We start from the raw sequence: 24,374 nt of genomic DNA on the forward strand, positions 1-24,374 counted from the left end.
GCCGTGCGCCTGCCCGTCCTGGCCGCGCTGTGCTGGCTGCCCTTGCTGCTGTTGTTCAGCCCGCCCGGGCTGGCCATCGACGCGGCGCGCGGCATCCACCAGCTGCAGCACACCAGCTGGACGTCCAGGGATGGCGCGCCGGACGATATCAGCGTCATCGCCCAGGGCGGCGACGGCTTCCTGTGGCTGGGCACCCATTCGGGCCTCGTGCGTTTTGACGGCCTGCGTTTCGAACCCTTGCGCGCGCGCCAGGGCGCGTTTCCCGATACGGTGACCCTGGCCCTCAAGCGCGCGGCCGATGGCGGCATGTGGGTGGGCTGGCAAGTGGGCGGCATCAGCCATGTCAAGGATGGCGTGGTGCGCAATTACGGCGAGGCGCAGGGCGTGCGGCCCGGTTCCATCTGGGGTTTTGCCATCGACGCCACGGGCGCCGTGTGGGCCGCCGGCGTGGCCGGGGTGTCGCGCTTCGACGGCCGGCGCTGGCAGGCGATGGGACCGGCGCAGGGCTACACGGCGCAAAAGGCCTCGGCCGTGTTCGCGGACCGCGACGGCAGGCTGGGCGTGTTCAGCGAACAGGGCCTGTTTATCTGGCAGCCGGGCCAGGCGCGCTTCGCGCCGCCCGTGGGCCGCCTGGACTTGCGCGCGCCGCCGCAGCAGGGACCGGACGGCCGGCTGTATTTGCTGGAGCTGCGCGGCATCCGCATCATCGACTCGCTCGCGCGCTACGACCAGCTCGATCATCGCTGGATCTACCGCGATACGAGCGGCACCAGCGGCAGCATGCTGGTCGACCGCCAGGGCACCCTGTGGTTCGACAGCCAGTTCGGCCTGCATCGCACGCGCAGCGCCGGCGCGCTGGAGCCGCAACAGCTGGGCATCAGCGGCGACACGGAATCGTTCCTGCCCCGCGACGGCTTGAGCAATGTGCTGATCGGTTCCCTGTGCGACGACAACGAAGGCAATGTCTGGGTTGCCACGTATGCGGGCCTGGACCGCTTTCGCCAGGCCGCGCCCGTGATCCTCAGCGCGCGCGCGGGCCCCGAGGCGCCCGAAACCTTCCGCGGGCAGCAACTGTCGCCCGGCACGGGGGGCCGCATGTGGCTGTCGCGCGAAGGCGATGCGCCGCTGATGCTGGCGGCACCCGACGGCAAGGTGCTGCGCGCCCCTGCACTGGGGCCCGTCACGGCCATGATGGCGGCGCCGGGCGGCATCCGCGTCGGCACCCGGGCCGGCCTGCTGCGGCTCGATGGCGACGATGGCCGCGTGCTCGGGACCATCGCCTATCCGCCGGAAGCGGCCGCCCTGAAACGCATACGCATGGCCGTCAGCGCGCCCGACGGCAGCCTGTGGGCGATTTTCAGCGGCGCCGGCGTGTTCCAGTACGCCGACGGCGCATGGCGGCGCGAACCGGCCTTGCCCGAAGGCGGGCGCAAGGTGCCGCTGGCGCTGCTGGCCGATGCGGCCGGCCGCCTGTGGCTGTCCTATCCGGACGGCAGCGTGGCGGCGCTGGGCGGCGGACGGCTGGCCAGCTATGGTCCCGCACAGGGCCTGGACCTGGGCAAGGTGCCCGCGCTGCTCGAGACGGGCGGCCAGCTGCTGGCGGGCGGTCAGCATGGCCTGGCCCTATGGCGCGATGGGCGCTTCGTGTCGCTGCGCGCCGCAGTGCCCGGCGTTTTCGATGGCGTGGTCGGCATGCTGCGCGCGCGCGACGGCAGCCTGTGGCTCAATACGGGCAATGGCGCCGTGCGCGTGGCCGCGGCCGAAGTTGCGCAGGCTCTGCGCGATCCATCGCATCCCATGCAGGCGCAGTTGTACGATGGCGCCGATGGCTTGAACGGCAAAATGAGCTTGCTGCATAACGACTCGATTGCCGAGGCGGACGATGGCAAAATCTGGTTTTCGCGCGAGAGCGCGACCTTCTGGATCGACCCGCGCCAGCCGGCGCCGCCACTGCCGGCGGCGCAGGCCGAGATCGGCGCATTGATGGTCGACGGCGAGAACGTTGCCGTCGCCGATTATGAGCGCCTGCCCGCCGGCACGCGCGACGTGCAGTTCACCTACAACGCCAGCAGCCTGGGCGCGCCGTCGCGCCTGCGCTTCCGCTACCGGCTGGAAGGATATGACAGGGACTGGCAGCATGCGGACGAGCGGCGCCAGGCGCAATACACGGGCCTGGGGCCGGGCAGCTACCGCTTCCAGGTGATGGCCATCAATGGCGACGGCGTGGCCAGCGCGGTGGCGCAATTGCCGTTCCGCGTGCTGCCCGCCTTTTACCAGACCTGGTGGTTCCGCAGCCTGTGCGCGGCGGCGCTGCTGGCGGCCGCGTATGGCGTTTGCCGCTGGCGGCTGGGCCAGCACGCCGCGCGCCTGCAGGCGCGGATGGAGGCGCAGCAGGCCGAGCGCGAACGCATCGCGCGCGAACTGCACGATACCCTGCTGCAGGGCACGCAGGCGATGATCCTGCACTTTCACAATGCCAGCATGGCCATCGCCGAGGATGATCCCGCGCGCGCCGCCATGTTGCGCGCGCTCGACGACGCCGACCGCATGCTGGGCGAGGGGCGCGACCACGTGCACGACTTGCGCGCCGGTGACGATGCCGGCGCGCGCTGGAGCGCCATCCTGCAGCGCGAAGGCGAACGGCTGGCGGCGCAGCACGGCATCGTGTTCCGCTATGCGGAGGAAGGCGAGCCGCGCATGCTGCATGCGCGCGCCGCGCACGAAATCTACCGCATCGCCAGCGAAGCGCTGCGCAATGCCTTCCAGCATGCGCGCGCGCAGGTGGTCGAGGTGGCGGTGCGCTATGCGTGCGGCGGCATCGAACTGCTTGTGCGCGATGATGGCCAGGGCTTGCCGCCGGTGGTCGCGGCGAACGGGCAGATTCCCGGACACTGGGGCATGCCCGGCATGCGCGAGCGCGCCGCCAGGCTCGGCGCACGCCTGTCCGTGGACGGACGCGACGGAGGCGGCACGCAGTGGCGCCTGCGGGTGCCGGCGCGCCGCGCCTGGCCGGTGGCGCACGGCCCGCTGCGCCGCTGGTGGCAGCGCTGGCGCCGTTCAGGCGTCGAGGATGCCGCGCCGTAGCGCGATGGTGACGGCATGGGTGCGGTCCCTGGCGCCCAGCTTGGCCAGGATGGTGCTCATGTGCGCCTTGACGGTTTCTTCCTTGATCTGCAGCAGGGCGCCCGTTTCGCGGTTGGAATTGCCTTGCGCGACCTGCTTGAGCACGTCCAGTTCACGGTTCGACAGCACGTCGCTGCACGCATACATGGCCAGCTCCGCCTCGATCTCGGGCGTGATGTGGCGCCGCCCCGCGTGCACGTTCTGTATCGCCGCCAGCAATTCGTGGCGCAGCGCGCTTTTCAGCACATAGCCGCAGGCGCCCGCGCGGATGGCGCGCAGCACTTGCGTGTCGCCCTTGTAGGTGGTCAGCACGATGATGCGCGCCTGCGGATGGCGTGCGCGGATGGTGCCGATCGCGTCGAGGCCGCTCATGACCGGCATCTGCAAATCCATCAGCGTGACATCGGGCAGCAGCGCGTCAAATTGCTGCGCCGCCTGCTGGCCATCGGTAGCCTGGCCCACCAGTACCACGCCGGGAAAGGCGCGCAGCAGGGCCGCGATGCCGTCGAGCAGCAACTGGTGGTCGTCGGCGATGAGGACGCGTATCGGTGCCGTATCGCTGCGCATGATGTTGTCTGGCAAAGAGGAGTTATCGATCAAGAGTCGTCGGAGCATGGTGAGCAAAAGGTATTTTACCGCAGCGCCCGCCCTCCTGTAGGAGCTATTTCCCAGAGGCAATCAACATGCCAGCCTATATTTAGATAGTGGTGCGGGCACGCCGCCAGGCATACGATGCATGGCAGTACCCACTCAACCCTCTCTTCATGGATGACATCATGACCAATCCGAAACTGGAAGTCCTTACCCCCGACAATTGCCAGATCATCTTCATCGACCAGCAGCCGCAAATGGCGTTCGGCGTGCAGTCGATGGACCGCCAGGCGCTGAAAAACAATACCGTGGGCCTGGCCAAGGCCGCCAAGGTGTTCAATATCCCCACCATCATCACCACGGTGGAAACGGAAAGCTTCTCGGGCCACACCTATCCGGAACTGCTCGACGTCTTCCCCGGCAAGGATATCCTCGAGCGCAGCTCGATGAATTCGTGGGATGACCAGAAGGTGCGCGATGCGCTGGCCGCCAACGGCAAGAAGAAAGTCGTTGTGTCGGGCCTGTGGACGGAAGTGTGCAACAACAGCTTCGCCCTGTGCGCGATGCTCGAAGGCGACTACGAAATCTACATGGTGGCCGATGCCTCGGGCGGCACCTCGAAGGAAGCGCACGACTACGCCATGCAGCGCATGATCCAGGCCGGCGTGGTGCCGGTAACGTGGCAGCAGGTGCTGCTGGAATGGCAGCGCGACTGGGCGCACAAGGCAACCTATGACGCCGTCATGGCCATCGTGCGTGAACATTCGGGCGCATACGGCATGGGCGTCGACTACGCCTACACGATGGTGCACAAGGCGCCGCAGCGCATCCACGGCGACCATACTACCCTGGCGCCGGTGCCGGCCAAGTAATCGCCGCGCGGCTATGCCATGCGCCGTGCGCCTGACCGTGCGCGGCGTTTTTTTTATCGAAAGGAATGCGCCATGAAGTTATATGTGATTTCGCTGGCTGTGGGCTTGCTCGTTGGCATCATCTACGCCGTCTTGCAAGTGCGCTCGCCGGCACCGCCAGCCATTGCCCTGATCGGCCTGCTGGGCATGCTGATCGGCGAACAGATCGTCCCCAGCGTCAAGCGCCTGATGGCGGGCGAAGCCGTGACGGTGTCGTGGCTGCGCAGCGAATGCGTGCCGAAGATCAGCGGCGTGGAAGCGAAGCCAACGCTGGCCAAGGCTGCGGCAAAGTTGGATGATGATGCAGCGTAAATGCTGGGGTCAGACCCGGCGGGTCTGACCCCGGTTCCCGGCAGCTAGAACGCGCCCAGCAAGCCGCGCCGGGCGGCCACCGTGGCCGCCTCGGTGCGGCTTGATACGTTGAGCTTGGTCAAAATATTATTCACGTGAAATTTCACGGTACCTACCTCGATGCCGGCGCTGCGCGCGATCATCTTGTTGCTCTTGCCTGCGGACAGGTGCAGCAGGATGTCGTGTTCGCGTTTCGACAGGCGGTTCGCGTCGATGCGGCCGGCCTGCTGCGCCGCCAGTTCCGGCGGCAGGTAATGTCTGCCGGCGGCCACCTGGCGGATGCACTGCGTCAGTTGCAGGAAGCCGGAATCCTTCAGCAGGTAGCCGCGCGCGCCGGCGCGCAAGGCCCGGTGCACGCTGTCCTCGCCCTGGTAGGTGGTGAGGATGACGATCTTCGCTTGCGCGTCGTCTGCGCAGATGCGCTCGATCGCCTCCACGCCATGCATCTCCGGCATGTTCAAATCCATCAGCACCACGTCGGGCCGCAGCTGCCGGTACAGCTCCACGGCGGCGAGGCCCGTACCGGCCTGGCCCAGCAGACGTAAACCGGGCAGCGAGGCGATCAGCGAGGCCAGGCCGGCCAGGATCAGCGGGTGGTCGTCGGCGATCAGCAGGGTAATCGGCGGATCGGCCGGGGGCGTGGTCATGTCCATGGTTGTCCTCATAACGCTGGCAGGGTGAAGTGGAAGACGCTGCCGTGGGGCGCGCCGGGCGCATGCCACAGGCGCCCGCCATGCGCGTCGGCGATGCGGCGGCAGATGGCCAGGCCCATGCCCATGCCGTCCGGCTTGCTGGAATACAGGGCGTCGTACAGGCGGCCGGCTGCCTGCGGCGCGATGCCGGCGCCATTGTCGGCGATGCTGAAATGTTGCACGCCCCCATCGAGGCGCGAGGACAGCAGCACCGTGCGCGGCCTGCCGCTGGTGCCCTGCAGGGCTTCGATGGCGTTCATCAGCAGGTTCAGGACGACTTGCCGGAATTGCACCGGATCGGCGTGCAGCAGCGGGCGGCCCGGTGCCAGCTGCGTTTCCAGGTGGATGGCGTGGCGTTGCAGTGGCGCGCGCAGCAGCGGCAACAGTTCTTGCACGGCGTCGTCGGCCACAAAATGATCGTGGCTGCCCGGCGCCTTGCAGGCCAGGCCATGCACGCTGCGCAGCACGGCGCTGGCATGGCTGCCGGCGCTGGCGACCAGGGCCAGCGCCGCGCGCGCCTCGTCGAGGCGGGGAGGATCGTGATCGAGCCAGCGCAAGGCGGCATCGGCATTGAGCGCAATGGCCGCCAGCGGCTGGCGCACCTCGTGCGCGACCGATGCGGCAAATTCGCCCATGCCGTCCATGCCGTCCATGCTGCCCATGTGCCGCGCGTGCGCCAGGTCGGCGTCTTGCTTCTGAGGGAAATAATGCATGCTGGCCATCGCCGTGCTCCTGTCGCTGTCGCGGCGTATGCCGCATTGCAACAAGTATGCACGCGCCGTCAGGCAAGGCAGTTATACGAATGGGGGAGGCGGGCGGTTTTTTTATGCGGCGGAGGCGATAAACACCGCCGGGCGGGCCGGCGGTGCGGGGAGCGAAGAACGATCAGGACTTGATAAAGGCCAGCAAGTCTTCGTTCAGGCGGTCCTTGTGGGTCGCCGGCAAGCCGTGCGGCGCGCCTTCATAGATGACCAGCTTGGCGTTCTTGATGAGCTTGGCCGCGGCCTTGCCGGAAGCGTCGATCGGCACGATCTGGTCGTCGCCGCCGTGTACCACCAGGGTCGGCACGGAGATTTTCTTCAGGTCGGCCGTGAAGTCCGTCTCGGAAAACTGCTTGATGCAATCGTAGGCGTTCTTGATGCCGCACTGCATGCCCTGCAGCCAGAAGGTGTCGCGCATGCCTTGCGACACTTTGTTGCCGGGACGGTTGGCGCCGAAGAAGGGCACGGTCAGGTCCTTGAAAAATTGTGAACGGTCGGCCAGCACGCCGGCGCGGATGCCGTCAAACACCGACATCGGCAAGCCGCCCGGATTGGTCTCCGACTCGACCATCTGCGGCGGCACGGCGCCCACCAGCACGGCCTTGGCCACGCGTTTTTCGCCATGGCGGCCGATATAGCGCGCCACTTCGCCGCCGCCCGTCGAATGGCCGACCAGGGTCGCGCCCTTGATGTCGAGCGCTTCGAGCAGGGTGGCCAGGTCGTCGGCGTAGGTATCCATGTCATTGCCCTGCCATGGCTGGCTCGACAGGCCGTGGCCGCGGCGGTCGTGCGCGATTACGCGGTAGCCGTGGCTGGCCAGGAACATCATCTGGTCTTCCCAGGCGTCGCCCTGCAATGGCCAGCCGTGGCTGAAGACGACGGGCGTGCCCGTGCCCCAGTCCTTGAAGTGGATGACGGTGCCGTCCTTGACGGTAACGCTGTTGACGGTGAGCTTGCCCGGCGCGGTGGCAGCGGCAGCGGCAGGCTTGGCGGCGGCGCTGGCGCCACCGGCGGCCAGCAGGCCCGCACCGGCGGCGACACCGGCGACGCTGACGAGCAGCTTGCGGCGGGAAGTGACTTCTTCGGCTTCGATTTTCTTCGACATGATGCATTTCCTTCGGGGATGGGGGAGGGAGGCCGGTCACGGCCTGGACCAGTGATGGCATCGGCCAGTCTAGGCCTTCGCGCGCGCCGGCGCCTCTGCCAAAAGACCAGTCGCGCCCAAGTGTCCGCCTGCCTATGATGGCTGGCAGCGGCGCGCCGCGCCGACTGGCTTTCCTATTGGAGCGATCATGAAGAAAAACTGGATGGCGGCGCTGGCCGGCCCCTTTTTACCCGATGCGGGTATGCTGTTTGCGCGCCTGACGGGCGCGCTGCTGGTGCTGCACGTGCACGGTCTGCCCAAGCTGCTGCATTTTTCCGATGAACTGGCGCATATCGACGACCCGCTGCACCTGGGCCGCGCCGTCACCCTGTACTGCGCCCTGTTTGCGGAAATCGTCTGCCCGCTGCTGGTTGCCGCCGGCTTGCTGACGCGCCTGGCCTGTTTGCCATTGCTGTTCTTGCTGGGCGTGTCGATGCTGCTCGTGCACCCGGACTGGAGCATCGCCGACGGCCAGTTTGGCTGGCTGCTGATCATCGTCTTTGGCACCATTGTCATCAGCGGCGCGGGACGCTATTCGCTCGATGGGCGGTTGCGGGCGTAAGCGGTGATGTCAACGATGTGTCGGGTTACGCTCCGCTAACCCGACCTACGCCTAAATAACACCATTTCACCCCGATCCCCGTCCGCCCCACCAGGCCGGAGGGGATTGTTATTTCCAACAGGAATTTAAGTCTGTGCCTCAAGGTGTGGCAGCGCACGGTGGCGCGGGGCGGACGCAGTTAAGGTAGTGCCAACAGCTTGCTGCTGATCCCGTGTTTGATATGGCTCAGCCCGGCAGCGTTTAGCCGCTTCTTTTTTTCCGAAGCGAGGAGAATCATGATTCGGTCACGGCATCGAGCATGGTTGAAATTATTCACTGTTAAAGGAAACCGTCATGAACGCGATTGAAAAAACCAGCTCCGATATTAACGGCAGCGCCCAGGATACCCGCCAGGACTTGCACCGCACCATCGACAAGATGGCCGACCAGGCCCAGCCTCTCATCGACAAGGTGGCCACGCGCGCCCATGACGGCGTGGACCAGGTGGGCGAGCGCATCGGCCAGGTCAGCGATACCGTCAGCAAGGCTTCCGAAACCCTGATGGCGCGCGGCAAGCAATTGAGCGCTGCCTGCCAGCGCGCCGGCGAGACGGGCCGCGGCTACGTGCGCGAGCGCCCGGCCGTGTCGCTGCTGATTGCGGCTGCGGCCGGTTATGGCCTGTCGAAACTGCTGGGTTCGCGTAAATAGATTTTGCGCCTTCCTGGAAGGGAATGTCGTGGGCGCTGCTCGCTTCGCCACCATGGCGGGGTGTGCCGGCGTCCACGCGCGCAAGGCAGTAGCAAGCAGTGAAGGAGAGTGATGATGCGCTCCATCTTGTCGTGCTTGATCGATGTACCTGTTCTTTTCATGATTCCCATCATTATTTTGATTGCCCTGTTCGTGCGCTGAATGAGGGAGTTGTAGCGTTCTCCCGGGGCAATCTACTCACAGGAGACGTAATGGCTACCAACAAGAAAACGCCGTCCACGGACGGTGCTGGCTCCGTCATGAGCAGCATGTCCGGCCCATCCGACGGCATTGCGCCGCACAGCCTCGGCGCGGACAATGACGCAACCCGCGCGCTGCTGCAAAAGACGGCCGCCGGCCAGCAGCTGGCCGCCGCCATGGCCGTCAATCCCAAGGAAGGCGGCCAGTATGGCGAGGCGGCGCGCACACAGGTCGAAGGCGTGCACGTAGCAACGGGCGACCCGCTGGCCACGGCCAGCACCACCGGTGAAACGACGGCGTCGCCGAAGACGGGCGATGGCCGGCCCGCGCTGGGCGAAAACGCGCGCAGCGCCTCGCTCGATGGCGCCCGCAGCGACGATAGCGGCTGCGTGCTGACGACGAACCAGGGCGTGCCCGTGGGCGACAACCAGAACTCGCTGAAGGCGGGCCTGCGCGGCCCCACTCTGATGGAAGATTTCATCCTGCGTGAAAAGCTCACGCATTTCGACCATGAACGCATACCCGAGCGCGTCGTGCATGCGCGCGGTTCGGCCGCCCACGGCTACTTCGAATGCTACATGGAGCAAAGCAAGCTGACGCGCGCAGCGCCGTTCGCCAGGGCGGGCAAGCGCACGCCCGTCTTCGTGCGCTTTTCCACGGTGGCCGGCGAACGCGGTTCCACCGATACGGCGCGCGACGTGCGCGGCTTCGCCGTGAAGTTTTATACGGACGAGGGCAACTGGGACCTGGTCGGCAATAACATCCCCGTCTTCTTCATCCAGGATGCGATGAAATTTCCCGACCTGGTCCACGCCGTCAAGCCCGAGCCGCACCACGGCATGCCGCAGGCGGCCAGCGCGCACGACACCTTCTGGGATTTTGCGTCGCTGTCGCCGGAAATCACGCACATGCTGATGTGGGTCATGTCGGACCGCGCCATCCCGCGCAGCTATCGGATGATGCAGGGCTTCGGCGTGCATACCTTCCGCCTCGTCAATGCCAAGGGCCAGTCCGTGTTCTGCAAATTCCACTGGTCGCCGATGGCCGGCACGCATTCGCTCGTGTGGGACGAAGCCGTCAAGATCAGCGGTGCCGATTCCGACTTCCACCGGCGCGACCTGTGGGAAGCCATCGAGTGCGGAGAATACCCGGAATACGAGCTGTCCTTCCAGGTCTTCACGGAAGCGCAGGCGGAAGCGTTCCCCTTCGACGTGCTCGATCCGACCAAGCTGATTCCCGAAGAAGTCGTCCCTCTCATCCCCGTCGGGAAAATGGTCTTGAACCGCAATCCCGACAATTTTTTTGCCGAGACGGAGCAGGTGGCGTTTTGCACGGCGCACATCGTGCCCGGCATTGATTTTTCCAACGACCCGCTGCTGCAGGGGCGCATCCATTCCTATGTCGATACCCAGCTGACGCGCCTGGGCGGCCCCAATTTCCATGAGATTCCCATCAATGCGCCGCTGGCGCCCGTGCACAACAACCAGCGCGACGGCATGCACCGCCAGGCCATCAACCGGGGCCGGGTCGCGTATGAGCCGAACTCGCTGGCGGGCGGCTGTCCGTTCCAGGCGGGGGCGAAAGGTTTCAACAGTTTTCCCGCGTCCGCAGAAGGCGACAAGGTGCGCGGCAAGCCCGAGAAATTCGCCGAGCATTATGGCCAGGCGCGCCTGTTCTGGATCAGCCAGACGCCTGTCGAACAAGAGCACATTGTGCATGCGTTCCGCTTTGAGCTGAGCAAGGTGCAGACGGTGGCCATCCGCCAGCGCATCGTCGCCATGCTGCGCAATGTCGACGAGACCTTGGCGCAGCGCCTGGCCGATGGCCTGGGCCTGGCGCTGCCGCCCGTGATGCCGCGCGCTTCGCTGCAGCCGCTGCCGGCATATCCGCCATCGCCAGCCCTGTCGCTCTTTTTCCGCCCTGGCAAGACGGGCATTCATACCCGGCGCGTGGCCCTCCTGGTGGGGCCGGGCAGCGATGGTACGCAGGTGCGCAATATCTATGCCTCGCTGCTGGCCGACGGCGCCGTGCCGCGCCTGGTGGGCAGCCACCTGGGCAAAGTCGACACCAGCGGCGGCGTGCCGCTGGTCGTGGAAATCTCGCTCGAAGCGGGGCCGGGGGTGCTGTTCGACGCCGTCGTGGTGCCGGACGGCCAGGGCGCCGTGCAGCAGCTGGGCAGCGACGCCAATGCGCTCGACTTCCTGCGCCTGCAATACCGCCATTGCAAGCCGATGCTGGTCATCGGCGCGGGCAAGGACTTGCTGGACAAGGCTGGCGTGCCAGTGACCCTGCCCGATGGCAAGCCCGATCCCGCCATCATCGTCGCGTCGTTCGGCGATGCGGTGAAAGCCGTGGCTGCGTTCAAAAAGGCGCTGGCCGCGCACCGGGCGTTTGTGCGCGAGACGGATCCGCCGCGGGTGTGATACCCGCTTGAACGGAGGACAGGGCGGGCCTGGCTTGCCCTGTCTCCGTCATGCCTGCAATTGCGTGCAACAATGTAAACAATAAAAACGTCCTGCGGTGCTATGCTGCTGACTAGAACTGTTCATTTGCCACCATCTGTATAACAGCAGCAAGGAACGGCTTCAGCAAACCGGATCGCGATTACTGCATGGACAAGTACACACCTCGCACCTGGGGGCCGGGCGAACGCCCGACCTTGCCCGGGTCGCCATCGATGCCCGAACATTCGACGCCCAAGCGTGTCGCGTATTTCATCGTCGGCCTGATCGTCGCGCTGACGGGGGGACTGGGCAACGGCCTGGTGACGGCCAATTTGCTGAACCTGCAAGGTTCGCTGGCCGCCTATGCCTACCAGATGCAGTGGCTGCCGGCCGCCTACGTGATGACCATCGTTTCCATGAATCTGCTGCTGGTAAAGTTCCGCCAGCAGTTCGGCCTGCGCCTGTTTACGGAAGCGTTCCTGGTGCTGTATGCGCTGGTGACGTTCGCCCACTTGTACGCGAATACTTTGCCGTCGGCGATCGCCGTGCGGGCCGCGCATGGCATGGTGGGCGGCGCGCTGGGGGTGCTGGGCCTGTACTACACCTTGCAGGCGTTTCCCGCGCGGCACCGCCTGAAGGGCGTGGTGCTGGGCCTGGGCTTTGCCCAGCTGGCGCTGCCCCTGGCGCGCATCTTCACCTCCGAACTGCTGCAGATCGGCGAATGGCACGGCTTGTACCTGTTCGAGCTGGGACTGGCCCTGCTGGCGCTGGGCTGCGTGCTGGCCCTGAAGCTGCCGCCCGGCGACCGGGTGCAGACCTTCGAGCCGCTCGATTTCCTCACCTTCATCCTGTTCGCGCCCGGCGTGGCTCTGCTCTGTGCCGTGCTGGCGCAGGGGCGCACGGCATGGTGGATGGAGTCCGAATGGGTGGGCGTGTGCCTGGCGTGCTCCATCGTGTTGATCGCCGCCTCGCTGGCCATCGAGCATAACCGCGCGCGTCCGCTGCTCAACACGCGCTGGCTCACCACGGGCAAGATCGCCAAGCTGTTTTTATCGGTGCTGCTGTTTCGCATCGTGCTGTCCGAATCGACGGGGGCGGTCGGCTTTTTGCAGGCGCTGGGCCTGAACACGGACCAGATGCAGAACCTGTTCGTCGTGGTGCTGCTGGGCAGCGTGGCGGGCCTGGTGGTCAGCGCGCTGACGATCAATCCGGCGACCTTGAACCGCTCGCTGATGTTCGCGCTGCTGCTGATCGCCGCCGGCGCCCTGATCGACGCGCACGCCACCAGCCAGACGCGCCCCGTCAACATGTATGTGAGCCAGTTCCTGCTGGCCTTTGGCGGCTCGTATTTCCTCGGTCCCACGATGGTGGCGGGCATGGGCGCCGTGATCGCCGAACCGCGCAACCTCGTGAGTTTTTCCGTGATGTTTACCATGACGCAGAACCTGGGCGGTCTGCTCGGTGCGGCCATCGTCGGCACCATCCAGACGGCGCGCGAAAAATACCATTCCAGTTATCTGGTCGAGCACTTGAGCATGCTGGATCCGCAGGTGGCGGCGCGCGTGCAGTCGGGCGCCGCAAGCTATGGCGGCGTACTGATGGACCCTGCCTTGCGCAGCGCCCAGGGCGTGGCGCGTCTGGGTGCCGTCGCCACGCGCGAAGCCAATGTGCTGGCCTATAACGACGTTTTTTTGATGATCGCCGGCGTTGCCATCGCCACCCTGATCTGGATGCTGGTCAGCCAGTCCTGGACCCGCATCACCACCGGCGCGCGCCGCCTGGTCGGCCCCGTGCGCGATGCGCAGACGGCCATGGCCATCGTCCCCATTACCAATTCGGAACCGAGCAATGACAGAAAATAATACTCCGCCACCAGCACCGACAACGCCCGCAGCCGCGACCACGCCGGCGCCAACCACTTCCACGGCGCAGCCGGACCGCCGCCATCAGTGGCTGTCCGCGCTGGCCTTTGCCGCCGTGGCCCTGGTGGGCGTGCTGATCGTGCTGTATGCGTGGCGTCTGCCGCCGTTTACGAGTCCCATCGTGACGACGGAAAACGCCACCGTGCGCGGGCAGGTGACCATCATCGGCACGCAGCTGTCGGGCTATGTGGTGGAAGTGACGGTGCAGGATTTCATGGACGTCAAGGAAGGCCAGCTGCTGGTGCGCATCGACGACCGCATCTACCAGCAGCGCTACGAGCAGGCGCAGGCCCAGCTGGCCGCGCAGCAGGCGGCGCTGTCGAACTGGGCGCAGCAAAAAGCCAGCGCGCAGGCGGGCATTTCCGTCAGCGAAGCGGCCCTGGCCAACGCGGAAGCGCAGGCGCGCAAGGCCAGCGCCGATCTCAATCGCGTGGAGCAGCTGGTGGCCGACGGCTCGCTGTCGCAGCGCGAACACGACCAGTCGCGCGCCACGCAGGCGCAGATGGCGGCGGCGCTGGCGCAGGCCCGCGCCAATCTCGACATCGCCCAGCAAAGCGTGCATAGCGTGGTGGTCAACAAGCAGGCGCTGGAAGCGGCCGTGGCCAATGCGCAGGCGGCTGTCAAGGCGGCGAAGATCGACCTCGATAACACGCGCATCGTGGCGCCATCCGATGGACAATTGGGCCAGGTGACGGTGCGCCAGGGCGCGTACGTGAATTCGGGCGCGCAGCTGATGGCGCTGGTGCCGCGCCAGATGTGGGTGATCGCCAATTTCAAGGAAACGCAGATGAACGGCGTGCAGGAAGGGCAGAGCGCCACTTTCCACGTCGACGCGCTCGACGGCGCCGTGCTGACGGGACAAGTGGAGCGCATTTCGCCGGCCACCGGTTCCGAGTTTTCCGTGCTGCCGGCCGATAACGCGACGGGCAACTACCTCAAAATCGCCCAGCGCATTCCCGTGCGCATCCGTATCGATGCGGGGCAGGCGAATGCGCGCCGCCTCGTGCCCGGCATGTCGGTAGTGGTCAGCGTCGATACGTCCGCCGTGCTGAACGACTCGGCGGACAATCCGGCGCCGCCACCGCCGCCGAAGAAGGCCAAGCCATGAAGCGCCGTTTCCTGCTGATGGCCGGCGCGCTGGCGCTGGCCGGTTGCGCCGCCAACGCGCCACCGCAGCCTGCATCGGCACTGCAGCTGCCATCCGGCTGGCGCGCGCAAGCGGCAGGCGCGCCTGCGGCGACTGAGGCCCATGTCGAGCAGCTGTGGTGGCAAGCCTTCGGCGACCCGGTCTTGAGCGACCTGGTGGGCGAGGCGCTGGCGCGCAATGGCGATTTGCGCGTGGCGCGCGCCCGCGTGCAGGAATACCGCGCGCGCCTGGCGCAGGCCGACGCGAACCGCGCACCCAACCTGGCCTTCGACGGTTCGCCCACGCGTACGCGCACGCTCGCGTCCAGCGGCAAACCGTACGTGACGAATGTCTTCCAGGCGGAACTGCAGGCCAGCTATGAAATCGACGTGTGGGGCCGGCTGGCCAGCCTGAGCGATGCGGCGGGCGAGAGCTACCGCGCCGAGCAGGCCAGCCTCGATGCGGCGGCCCTGTCGATCGCCGCCAGCGTGGCGACGAGTTACCTGAATCTGCGGGGGCTCGACGCGCAGCTGGCGCTCACGCAATCGACCCTGCAGCTGCGCGAACAGTCGCGCGAGCTGGCGCGCAAGCAGTTCGAGGTGGGCTACAGCTCGCGCCTGGAATGGCTGCAGGCGCAATCGGAATACCATGCGGCGGCGGAACAGGTGCCGCAGCTGCAGCGGCAGATCTTTGAACAGGAAAACGCGCTGGCCGTCCTCGTCGGCGGCAATCCCGGTCCCATCGCGCGCGGCTTGCCGCTGGCCGAGCTGGCGGCGCCTGGCGTGCCGGCAGGATTGCCATCCGAATTGCTGCGCCGGCGGCCCGATATCGCGCGCGCGGAACACAACCTGGCTGCCGCCAACGCCAGCCTGGCCGCCACGCGCGACCAGCTGCTGCCCTCGTTCAAGCTGACGGCCGTGGGCGGCGGGCAAGCCACGACCCTCACCGATTTCCTGCATGCGCCCACTGCCTTGTGGCGCATGACAGCGCTGGCGGCCGGCCCCCTGTTCGATGGCGGGCGCGTGCAGGCGCAGACGGATGCGGCCGGCGCCCAGCGCGACCAGCTCGTGTACACATATGAAAACGTGGTGCGCAATGCTTTCGCCGAAACGGAGAACAGCCTTGGCGCCATCTACCGCCTCCGGCAGCAGGCCGCGGAAAACGATGCGCGCCGCGCCACGGCGGCCGACACCCTGCGCATCGCGCACAACCGCTACCGCAATGGCTACGCATCCTACCTGGAAGAACTCGACGCCCAGCGCACCCTGTACAGTGCCGACGTGGGGCTGTTGCAGCTGAAGACGCGCATCCTCGTCGCCTCGGTCGACCTGTACCGCGCCATGGGCGGCGGCTGGTCGGCCAAGGCGCAATAGGCGCGTGTGCACGGCGCGGCCAGTGTAATATTCTGAGCAGGAAAAGCGGCGGCATGGTGCCGGCTGCTCCCATCACGAACGAGGTCGCAGCATGACGATTTTTGGCATAGGCATCCACATCCTGATCGCGGTATTTTTTGCGGTCCACGTGGTGCGCAACGGGCAGCAGCTGTACTGGCTGCTCATCTTATTCATGTTCCCGCTGCTGGGCAGCGTGGTGTATTTCTTCGCCATCTACCTGCCCAATTCGCGCCTGCCGCAAGGCGCGCGCAAGGTCGCATCGGTGGCCGTGCAGGTGCTCGATCCGAACCGCGAATTGCGCGAGGCAAAAGCGGCCTTCGAGTACACGCCGACGGCGCAAAACCAGATGCGTCTGGCCAGCGCGCAGCTCGAGGCAGGCGATGCAAAGGAAGCGGCATCGACGTATGAAGCCTGCCTGCAGGGGGCGTTTGCATCGGACCTGGAAATTCGCCTCGGTGCGGCGCGCGCCTACCTGGAGTGCGAACGGGGCGCCGAGGCCTTGACGCACCTGGAATTCATCCGCCGCACGGATATGCATTTTCGTCCCGAGATGGTGTCCCTGCTGACGGCGCGCGCGCTGGCGCAAAGCGGGCGCCAGGTGGAAGCGAAAGCGGAATTCGACGATGCGCTGACGCGCTACAACAGCTTCGAGTGCCGCGCCGAGTGTGCGATCTGGGCGCTGCAGCAGGGCGACAAGGTGTTGTCGGAACGCCTGCTGCTCGATATCGACAGCGCCATGGCCCGCTGGAGCAGCCATACGCGTGCCATGTATGCGCCGCTGCTGGCGCGCCTGGAAGCGGCGCGCAAGTAGCTGGCTTACGTGGGGGCAGACCCGGCGGGCCTGACCCCATTAGACGCCCGGTACCGTGTTTTTCCCTTCAATCAGTTTATATCCCTTGCCATCGAAGCCGTAGCGCGCGTGGTTGTTCAGGGGCGTGGCGATGCGCGGCGGGTCTTCGTCGGGCTTGACCGCGACGCCGGGCTTGATCTTCTCGGAGGCGCCCTTGAAATCGATCAGCAAGTCATCATAGGCGCCGCCATTGCGCGCCGGCGCGAAGCGCCAGTTCCCCTTGACCATCCAGCACTCGTCCGTCTCGGGCCCGCAGGCGCCCATATTGTCCGAATACAGGTCGATGGCGCCATCGAGTGAGGTGACCTTGCCGTCGCCGATTTCAAACAGGGCCAGTTGCGTAATGGTGTAGCCCTGGCCCGTATAGCCATGGCGGATCACCAGTCCCGGCTTGTTCGTGCCCAGCATGGCCCAGTGCACTTCGCCGAGCTGCCCCGACGAACCCAGGGCGGCGATGTTTTCCAGGCGCTTCACGACTTGCCATTGGCCGTCTTCCGGCTGGCCCTTGGGCGCCAGGAAAAAGACATTCAGCAGCCCCGGTGAAGCATGCGCCGATTCGGCCGTGCCTTCCGTGTTGGCCGTTTCCGCATTCGCCACCAGGATGGCGCTGCCATCGGGCAGCAGCTTGTGGCTGACGGCGCTGACCACGTAACTGAGCTTGTCGACGTGGTTATCGGGATCGGGCAGGTCGGCCAGCGCATCTTCGCTGTCGCTGCGGTAGTCCTTGCCGAAGACGGCGCGCATCATGCCCACTTCGCGCTCGCGCGCCTGGGGCGTGTTCATCGCTTCCGTCCTCGGTGCGGTGGCGGAAGGCGGCGGCACGTGTTCGGCCGATGCGGTGTCTGCTGCGGCAGCGGCAGCGGGGGCTTCGGTGACCACGTCAGCTGCCAGGTCGGCGCTGGCGGGGGCGGTCTTGTCCGAGCAGGCGCCGAGCAGCGCGGATGCCATCAGCAGGACGAGCGGGGTGCGGTAATTCATAGGCAGGGCAGATTGCGTTCATGGAGAATGGGCGCAGTATGCCAGATAGATGAAAGCGAGGGAGCGCGGCCTGGCGGCCGGTCCCTCGTTTCCTTGCCCGCAGGGGGCGATTTTGCAATTGACCGTGGCGCTTATTTTTCCAGCGCCACCTTGTCATCGCGCCGCAGCGGCGCCTTTTGGCGGCGCAGTTTCGCCACGCCCCGCTTGAGCAGGTGCTCGAGGTCGTCGATGTAGGTGAACACGGCCGGCACCACCAGCAGGCTCAATAGGGTCGACGTGATCAGGCCGCCGATGACGGTGATGGCCATCGGCGAACGGAAGCTGGGGTCGGCGCCCCAGCCCAGCGCCAGCGGCATCATGCCGGCGCCCATGGCGATCGTCGTCATCAGGATGGGGCGGCTGCGCTTGTGGCAGGCGTCGACCAGCGCGTCGAAGCGGTTCATGCCGGCCTGGCGCGCCAGGATCGCATAGTCGACCAGCAGGATCGAGTTCTTGGTGACGATCCCCATCAGCATGATCAGGCCGATCATCGACGGCATCGACAGGGCGCTGCCCGTAATCAGGAGCGCCACGAAGGCGCCGCCGATCGACAGCGGCAGCGCCGCCAGGATGGTCACCGGCTGCATGAAGTCCTTGAACAGCAGCACCAGCACGCAATAGATGCACAGCACGCCGATCAGCATGGCCAGGCCGAAGCTGGCGAACAGCGAGGCCATCTCTTGCGCGTCGCCCAGTTCGGCGATCTTCACGGATGGCGGCAAGTTCTTCATCGACGGCAGCGCGCGCGCCTCTTCATTCAGTTCGCCCAGGGTGCGCGAACCGAGTTCCACGTCGAGGGTCACGTTGCGGCTGCGGTTCAGGCGGTCGATCTGCGCCGGGCCGCTTTCCATCGTCACGCTGGCCACGTTCGCCAGGCGCACGGGACCATTCTTGCCGGGCACGGTCAGGCGCTCGATGGCGGCCAGGTCGGCGCGCACGCTGTTGGGCAGCTTGACGCGGATCGGCACTTGCCGCTCGGGCAGGTTCATTTTCGTCAGGTCCGTGTCGTAGTCGCCGGCCGTGGCCACGCGCACGGTTTCGCCGATGGCCGCCGTCGTCACGCCCAGGTCGGCCGCCTTGGCGAAATCGGGACGCACGATGATTTCCGGGCGCACCAGCGAGGCGCTGGAATTGACGTTGCCGATGCCTTTCAAGCCACGCAGTTCGCGCTCGACCTTTTGCGCCGCGGCCATCAGCGCCACCGGATCTTCCGAGCGCAGCACCAGCTGCATCTTGACGCCCGTGTCGGGCGGTCCCACCGTGAAGCGGGCGCCGGGGATGGTATCGAGCTTCTGGCGCAGCTGCGTTTCCAGGTCCGCCATCGATTCCTTGCGCTCGGTGCGGTGCACGGTGGTCAGGGTCAGCACGGCGCGGCGCGCCTCGGCCGCGGCGCCGGGAGCGAAGGCGTCGCCGCTGGAACCGCCGCCTATCGAACTGAAGACGCCTTCAATGCCCGGCGTGCGCATGGCCGCATCGCGCGCCAGGGCCGCCACGGCCTGCGTTTCGCCCAGGGTGGAGCCGGGCGGCAGTTCCAGGTTGATCTGCGTCTGCGCGCGGTCGGCGGCCGGCACGAAGCCGGTCGGCAGCAGCGGCACGAGCGCGATGGCGCCGACAAAGAACAGGGCCGCGGCGATGGCCGTGATGCCGCGATGGTTCAGGCACCAGCGCATGACCGTCAGGTAGCGCGTCATCAGCCACCCATCCTGTTCTTCCTTGTGCGGCAGCGGTTTCAGGATGTAGGCCGCCATCATCGGCGTGAGCAACCGCGCCACCACCAAGGACGCCAGCACGGCCAGCACGGCCGTCCAGCCGAACTGCTTGAAGAACAGGCCGGGAATGCCGCTCATGAAGGCCGTGGGCAGGAACACGGCCACCAGCGCGAAGGTGGTGGCGATGACCGCCATGCCGATTTCGTCGGCCGCTTCCATGGCCGCTTCCATCGGCGACTTGCCCATGCGCAGATGGCGCTCGATGTTTTCGATTTCCACGATGGCGTCATCGACCAGCACGCCGACGACCAGCGCCAGCGACAGCAGTGTGACGGTATTGAGCGTGTAGCCGAACCAGTAGATGCCGAGGAAAGCCGGCATCACGGACAGGGGCAGGGCGGCGGCGGCCACCAGGGTGGCGCGCCAGTCGCGCAGGAACCACCACACCACCAGCACGGCCAGCAATGCGCCTTCGTACAGCAGCTCCATCGAGCCGTCGAAGTTTTCCTCGACGGGGAAGGCATTGTCGATCGACTGCTGCAGCACCACGTTCGGGTTTTCCTTCTGCAGGTCGGCGATGGCGTCGCGCGCGCCCTTGGCGACGGCCACTTCGCTGGCGCCCTTGGTGCGGAATACTTCAAAGGCGACGACCGCCTTGCCATCCTGCTCGGCCAGCGCGCGCGGTTCGGCGATGGTGTCGCGCACGGTGGCTACCTGGTCCAGGCGCACATGGCGTCCGTCCGGCAGCGGCACTTCCACGCGCGACAGTTCATCGGCCGTTTTCACTGTGGCGATCGTGCGCACCGACTGCTCGGCGCCGCTGATGTCGCCCCTGCCGCCAGGCGCTTCACGCTGCACCAGGCGCAGCTGGCGCGACACGTCGAGGGCCGACACTTTCAATGCGGCCATACGCGCCTCGTCGAGTTCCACCTGGATCTCGCGGTAGACGCCGCCGACTCTGGTGACGGCGCCCACGCCGGGCACGGTCAAGAGGCGCTTGGCCACCGTGTTGTCGACGAACCAGGACAGGTCGGGAGAGTCGAGCGGGTTGTCCACGCCCGGCTTCGCCGTGGCGATAAAGGTCAGCACCACGCGTCCCGCCGTGGACGCCTTCGTGACGGTGGGGTCGCGCAGCTCGGCCGGCATGTCCGCCTTGACCCGCGCGACGGCGTCGCGCACATCGTTGACGGCTTCGGCGATCTGCTTTTCCAGGATGAATTCGACGGTCACCGTGACAACGCCATCGAGCACCTTGGTGTAGATGTTTTTCACGCCTTGCAGGGTGGCGACGGAATCTTCGATCTTGCGCGCCACTTCCGTTTCCAGCTGGGCTGGCGCGGCGCCGGGCAGCACGGCGCTGACGGTGACGATGGGCAGTTCGATGTCAGGGAAATCCTGCACCGGATTGGCCTTGTAGGCCAGCAGACCGGCCAGGGTCAGCAGCGCGAACAGCATGATGGCCGGGATCGGGTTCTTGATCGAGAGGGAGGAAAAATTCATGGCCTCTCCTTACTTTTTCGCTGCAGGTGCTACAGCAGCCTTGGCCGCTGCCGGAGCCTGTACATTCCGTACCAGATCGCCGTCATTGAGGAAGCCTGCGCCGCTGACGACGATGGTGGTGTCGGCCGTGATGCCCCCAAGGATTTCAATGCGGTCGCTCAGGCGCCGTCCGGCCTGCACCTTGATCTGGCTGACCCGCTGGTCGGGATTCAGGCGGAAGACATAGCTGAAACCATCACGCACGGCGATCGCCTGCTGTGGCACGGTCAGCGCGCCCGAGGTGCCGAGTTCGAATTCGCCGCTGGCGTACATGCCGGCCTTGAACGGCGCGTTGCTGCCCGTGCCGGCAGGCAGGTCGACATACACGAGGGCGGAACGCGTCTGCGGATCGACGGTAGGGGCGATCATGCGCACCTTGCCCGTCAAGACGCTGCCGTTGGCCGCCTTCACTTGCGCCAGGGTGCCCGGCTTCAGATTCAGCAGCTCGGTGGCCGTCACTTCGGCGCGCCATTCGAGGCGGCCCTGGCGGATCATGCGGAACAGTTCCGTGCCGGCGCCCACCACGGAACCGACGGTGGCCGAACGCGAAGAGATGATGCCGCTGTCGGGCGCCACCACCTGCGTGTATTTCAGGCGCAGCTGCTGCGACGCCAGCTGTGCCTTGGCCGACGCGATGCGCGCGTTGGCCGTCTGTTCTGCCGTCAGGTACTGGCTGATCTGCTGCGCGCTGATGGCGCCCGTGCTTTGCAGCGAGCGGGCGCGCTGCGCGTTGGCGGCCGCTTCCGCCGCATTGGCTTCCGCTTCCAGCACGGCGGCCTTGGCCTGCGCCACGTCGGCGTTCACCGTGTCGTTCGAGAACACGGCCAGCACCTGGCCGGCGCGCACGACGTCGCCGACATTGACGCGCACGTCGGTCAGGCGCAAGCCGTTCGATTCGCTGCCGATGACGGCTTCCTGCCAGGCGGCCACGTTGCCGTTGGCCTTCAGCTTGATGGGCAGGCTGGCCGTTTGCGGCTTGGCCGTGGTGACGGTCAGCGCCGGCTTTTGCGCCGCGTTTTTATCCTTGGCGTCGTCCGCCGCCGTGGAGGAAGGGGAGTACAGGGCCACGCCGGCGCCCAGCGCCACAACGAGGGCCGCAAAGGCGAGCGCCATCGGTTTCAAGGTCATTTTTTTCATGTTGTCGTATCCGTCAGGGGGCGTTGTTGGCGATGGCGCTGCTGGTCCAGCCGCCGCCGGCGGCGCGGTACAGCGCCACCCAGGCGGCGCTGCGTTCGCGCTCGAGGTTGACCACCGTGTTTTCGGCGGCCAGGCGCGTGCGGCGCGCGTCTTCCAGTTCGATCAGGCTGGCCAGGCCATTCTTGTAGCGGTCTTCCGTGGCGACGAAAGACACGCGGTAGCCTTCCAGTGCCGTTTGCGCATGGCTGCTGCGCTCGTCCGTGCTGGCCAGGTTGACCAGTGCTTCCTCCACTTCGCGCACGGCCTGGCGCACGCCAGCGCGGTATTTCACTACGGCTTCGTCGTAGCGCGCCGTGGCCGCATCGATCTGCGCGCGGCGGGTGCCGCCGTCGAAGATGGGCAGGCTGACGGCCAGCGGGCCGATGCTCCAGGTGCTGGCCGTGATGCTGGTGCCGCCGGCGCGGATATTGCCCTTGCCGATGGAGCCGGCCAGGCTCAGGCGGGGATAGCGCTGCGCCTGCGCACCGCGTACTTCGAAGCTGGCGGCCGCCACTTCGCGTTCGGCGCTGTAGATGTCTGGGCGTTGGCCCAGGGTTTGCGCCGGCAGTTCCGCGATCGCCACGGGCGAGGGCAGGATGGCGGGGCTGGCCGCCAGTTTCTCGCGCAGCGACGCTTCCGGCATCGCCGACAGGGCCACCAGCGCCTTGATATTCACGTCGCAGGCGGCGCGCTGTTCGATGGCGCGGCTGGCGCCTTCGGCGGCGCTGGCGCGGGCCAGCGCGGCGTTGGCGGGCGGCTGGAAGCCGGCGCCGGCGCTCAGTTCCGTCAGGCGCGCCGAGTCGCGGCGCGAGACGGCGTCCTGTTCGGACACGGCCTGCAGTTGCTGGCAGGCGCGCAAGGCGTAGTACTGGTTCGCCACTTCGGCGGCCACCGAGACGCGGGCCTCATGCCAGAGCGCGCGGGCGCTGTCGTGGCGCTCCTGGGCCGCGTCGCGCGTGGCGCGGTTGGCGCCGAACACGTCGATTTCCCATGACGCCTGCAGCGCGGCCTGCGAGGTGGTGCCGCTGGGCTGGGCCGATTGCTGGCTGGTGCGCACCACGCTGCCTGTCGCGTCCAAGGTGGGCGCCAGTGCGGCGCCGCTGGCGATGCGGTCAGCGCGTGCCTGCACGATGCGCGTGCCGGCGGCGGCGATGGTCGGACTGACCTGCTGCGCGTCGTTGATCAATTCCACCAGCAGGCTGTCGCCCTGGCCCTGCCACCAGCTGGCCAGGTCCGTCAGCTTGCCGTTGTGCGGCAGCGGCGCCTGCCACTGCGCGGGCGCGCTGGCGGCCACCGCTGCGGGCGGCCCCTGCAGGGCGCAACCGCCCAGCGCCAGCACGATGCTGGCGGCCAGGACGCGTTGAACGGTGCATCGAATAGTCGTCATGCTGGTCCTTCTGCTTGTCGTTGAGTGGTAGAGGGCGAGGGAGGAATGGCCAGGCGCCGGCGCTCCACGTCGGCCATGGCCAGCGCGTAGTCGGTCATGCGCGCCAGCCAGGTGTCGATCGCGTGCGGCGATTCCAGCAGTTGCGGGCGCAAGGTGTGCAGCACCTCCGTGCCCACCATGTGCTGCAGGGCCAGCGAGGCGATGGAAAACGCCAGCCGGTGCATGTCGTCGCTGTTGTCGGGCGCGCCCAGGTGGCGCGCCAGCACGCGCGTGAGCGCTTCGTGTTCGGGGCGGATGTTCTGGTCGATCTCGCGCGCCCACAGGCCCGTCGGTTCGAGCATTTCGCGGCACCACAGGCGCATGCAGTCGCGCGCGATGTCGCCCTGCTGCATGGGCGCGAGCAATTGCGCATAAAAGCCTTCCAGGCTTTGGCGCAAGGTGAAATGCGGTTGCTCGTACAGGGCGATATTGTCTTGCGGATCCGCTGACTGCTGCGCAAAGGCGGCGCGGTACAGTCCAGCCTTGTCGCCAAAATAATAGCTGATGGCGGCCGCGTTGGTGCCGGCCGCCTGCGCCAGCTCGCGCGTGGACGTCTTGGCGTAGCCTTGCTCGGCAAACAGGCGGATGGCGCTATGCAGCAGCCGCTCGCGCGACTGCTCGCCGTCGGAACGGGGCTTGCGCCCGTCGTCGGCATGGGAAGTGGGGATGGCGTTTTTTTCAATCATGCCGGAGATTTAATCATATATCT

19 protein-coding genes are annotated in these 24,374 nt (G+C 66.6%); 10 read left to right on the forward strand and 9 right to left on the reverse strand.

The features are described 5' to 3' along the window. The first annotated feature begins 3 nt into the window (after positions 1 to 3). Positions 4 to 3,084 carry a sensor histidine kinase gene (locus ACQ4WO_RS02365; protein ID WP_436480070.1) on the forward strand — a complete coding sequence of 1,027 codons (3,081 nt, stop codon included), beginning with the start codon at positions 4 to 6 and terminating at the stop codon, positions 3,082 to 3,084. Here ACQ4WO_RS02365 and ACQ4WO_RS02370 read toward each other — a convergent pair. Beyond that, entirely contained in the window at positions 3,058 to 3,690 is a 633-nt protein-coding gene (locus tag ACQ4WO_RS02370; RefSeq protein WP_436480071.1) for a response regulator, read from the reverse strand. The two genes, ACQ4WO_RS02365 and ACQ4WO_RS02370, sit on opposite strands and share 27 nt — an antisense overlap. Before the next feature lie 209 nt (positions 3,691 to 3,899). Between ACQ4WO_RS02370 and ACQ4WO_RS02375 the strand changes: the two genes are divergently transcribed. Then, entirely contained in the window at positions 3,900 to 4,586 is a 687-nt protein-coding gene (locus ACQ4WO_RS02375; RefSeq protein ID WP_072455759.1) for a hydrolase, read from the forward strand. 72 nt (positions 4,587 to 4,658) lie between these two features. Beyond that, entirely contained in the window at positions 4,659 to 4,937 is a 279-nt protein-coding gene (locus ACQ4WO_RS02380) for a XapX domain-containing protein (RefSeq protein WP_034747181.1), read from the forward strand. Positions 4,938 to 4,981: 44 nt separating this feature from the next. On the opposite strand, the gene ACQ4WO_RS02385 is transcribed toward ACQ4WO_RS02380, so the two are convergent. From ACQ4WO_RS02385 to ACQ4WO_RS02395, 3 genes are all read right to left on the reverse strand, one after another. After that, on the reverse strand, positions 4,982 to 5,623 hold the full coding sequence (locus tag ACQ4WO_RS02385; protein ID WP_436480072.1) for a response regulator: 642 nt from the start codon (positions 5,621 to 5,623) through the stop codon (positions 4,982 to 4,984). A gap of 14 nt (positions 5,624 to 5,637) precedes the next feature. After that, positions 5,638 to 6,390, reverse strand: coding sequence for a sensor histidine kinase (locus tag ACQ4WO_RS02390; protein ID WP_436480073.1), 753 nt, complete (start codon positions 6,388 to 6,390; stop codon positions 5,638 to 5,640). A 163-nt stretch (positions 6,391 to 6,553) separates the two neighbouring features. Further along, positions 6,554 to 7,534: an alpha/beta fold hydrolase gene (locus ACQ4WO_RS02395; RefSeq protein ID WP_436480074.1), complete on the reverse strand. Its 981-nt coding sequence runs from the start codon at positions 7,532 to 7,534 to the stop codon at positions 6,554 to 6,556. Between the two features lie 187 nt (positions 7,535 to 7,721). Here ACQ4WO_RS02395 and ACQ4WO_RS02400 point away from each other — a divergent pair, with 187 nt between their 5' ends. The 7 genes from ACQ4WO_RS02400 to ACQ4WO_RS02430 all read left to right on the forward strand — a co-directional run bounded on the left by ACQ4WO_RS02400 (position 7,722) and on the right by ACQ4WO_RS02430 (position 16,759). Continuing rightward, positions 7,722 to 8,135 carry a DoxX family protein gene (locus tag ACQ4WO_RS02400; protein WP_436480075.1) on the forward strand — a complete coding sequence of 138 codons (414 nt, stop codon included), beginning with the start codon at positions 7,722 to 7,724 and terminating at the stop codon, positions 8,133 to 8,135. 333 nt (positions 8,136 to 8,468) lie between these two features. Beyond that, positions 8,469 to 8,822: a hypothetical protein gene (locus ACQ4WO_RS02405; protein WP_436480076.1), complete on the forward strand. Its 354-nt coding sequence runs from the start codon at positions 8,469 to 8,471 to the stop codon at positions 8,820 to 8,822. Positions 8,823 to 9,073: 251 nt separating this feature from the next. Further along, a complete protein-coding gene (locus tag ACQ4WO_RS02410) occupies positions 9,074 to 11,485 on the forward strand; it encodes a catalase (protein WP_436480077.1) in 2,412 nt (803 codons plus the stop codon). 188 nt (positions 11,486 to 11,673) lie between these two features. Continuing rightward, on the forward strand, positions 11,674 to 13,368 hold the full coding sequence (locus tag ACQ4WO_RS02415; protein WP_436480078.1) for an MFS transporter: 1,695 nt from the start codon (positions 11,674 to 11,676) through the stop codon (positions 13,366 to 13,368). Beyond that, positions 13,355 to 14,536: an HlyD family secretion protein gene (locus tag ACQ4WO_RS02420; RefSeq protein WP_436480079.1), complete on the forward strand. Its 1,182-nt coding sequence runs from the start codon at positions 13,355 to 13,357 to the stop codon at positions 14,534 to 14,536. The genes ACQ4WO_RS02415 and ACQ4WO_RS02420 overlap by 14 nt, the downstream gene beginning before the upstream one ends. Then, positions 14,533 to 15,927 (forward strand): efflux transporter outer membrane subunit, encoded by a 1,395-nt coding sequence (locus ACQ4WO_RS02425; RefSeq protein WP_436480080.1) that lies wholly within the window; start codon positions 14,533 to 14,535, stop codon positions 15,925 to 15,927. Before ACQ4WO_RS02420 ends, ACQ4WO_RS02425 begins: the two co-directional genes overlap by 4 nt. 91 nt (positions 15,928 to 16,018) lie before the next feature. Further along, positions 16,019 to 16,759 (forward strand): tetratricopeptide repeat protein, encoded by a 741-nt coding sequence (locus ACQ4WO_RS02430; RefSeq protein ID WP_436480081.1) that lies wholly within the window; start codon positions 16,019 to 16,021, stop codon positions 16,757 to 16,759. Between the two features lie 39 nt (positions 16,760 to 16,798). Here ACQ4WO_RS02430 and ACQ4WO_RS02435 read toward each other — a convergent pair whose 3' ends face one another. The 5 genes from ACQ4WO_RS02435 to ACQ4WO_RS02455 form a co-directional block, all read right to left on the reverse strand. Further along, positions 16,799 to 17,776, reverse strand: a complete 978-nt coding sequence (locus ACQ4WO_RS02435; RefSeq protein WP_436480082.1) for a hypothetical protein — start codon at positions 17,774 to 17,776, stop codon at positions 16,799 to 16,801. A 131-nt stretch (positions 17,777 to 17,907) separates the two neighbouring features. Next, positions 17,908 to 21,024 (reverse strand): efflux RND transporter permease subunit, encoded by a 3,117-nt coding sequence (locus ACQ4WO_RS02440; protein ID WP_436480083.1) that lies wholly within the window; start codon positions 21,022 to 21,024, stop codon positions 17,908 to 17,910. Between the two features lie 9 nt (positions 21,025 to 21,033). Further along, complete coding sequence (locus tag ACQ4WO_RS02445; RefSeq protein WP_436480084.1) at positions 21,034 to 22,200, reverse strand: efflux RND transporter periplasmic adaptor subunit; 1,167 nt, start codon at positions 22,198 to 22,200, stop codon at positions 21,034 to 21,036. Between the two features lie 13 nt (positions 22,201 to 22,213). After that, a complete protein-coding gene (locus ACQ4WO_RS02450; RefSeq protein ID WP_436480085.1) occupies positions 22,214 to 23,626 on the reverse strand; it encodes an efflux transporter outer membrane subunit in 1,413 nt (470 codons plus the stop codon). Beyond that, positions 23,623 to 24,351 carry a CerR family C-terminal domain-containing protein gene (locus ACQ4WO_RS02455; protein ID WP_436480086.1) on the reverse strand — a complete coding sequence of 243 codons (729 nt, stop codon included), beginning with the start codon at positions 24,349 to 24,351 and terminating at the stop codon, positions 23,623 to 23,625. Before ACQ4WO_RS02455 ends, ACQ4WO_RS02450 begins: the two co-directional genes overlap by 4 nt. Positions 24,352 to 24,374 lie beyond the last annotated feature (23 nt).

The sequence above is a fragment of the Janthinobacterium aestuarii genome, assembly GCF_051380835.1.
GTDB classification, from domain to species: Bacteria; Pseudomonadota; Gammaproteobacteria; order Burkholderiales; family Burkholderiaceae_D; genus Janthinobacterium; species Janthinobacterium aestuarii.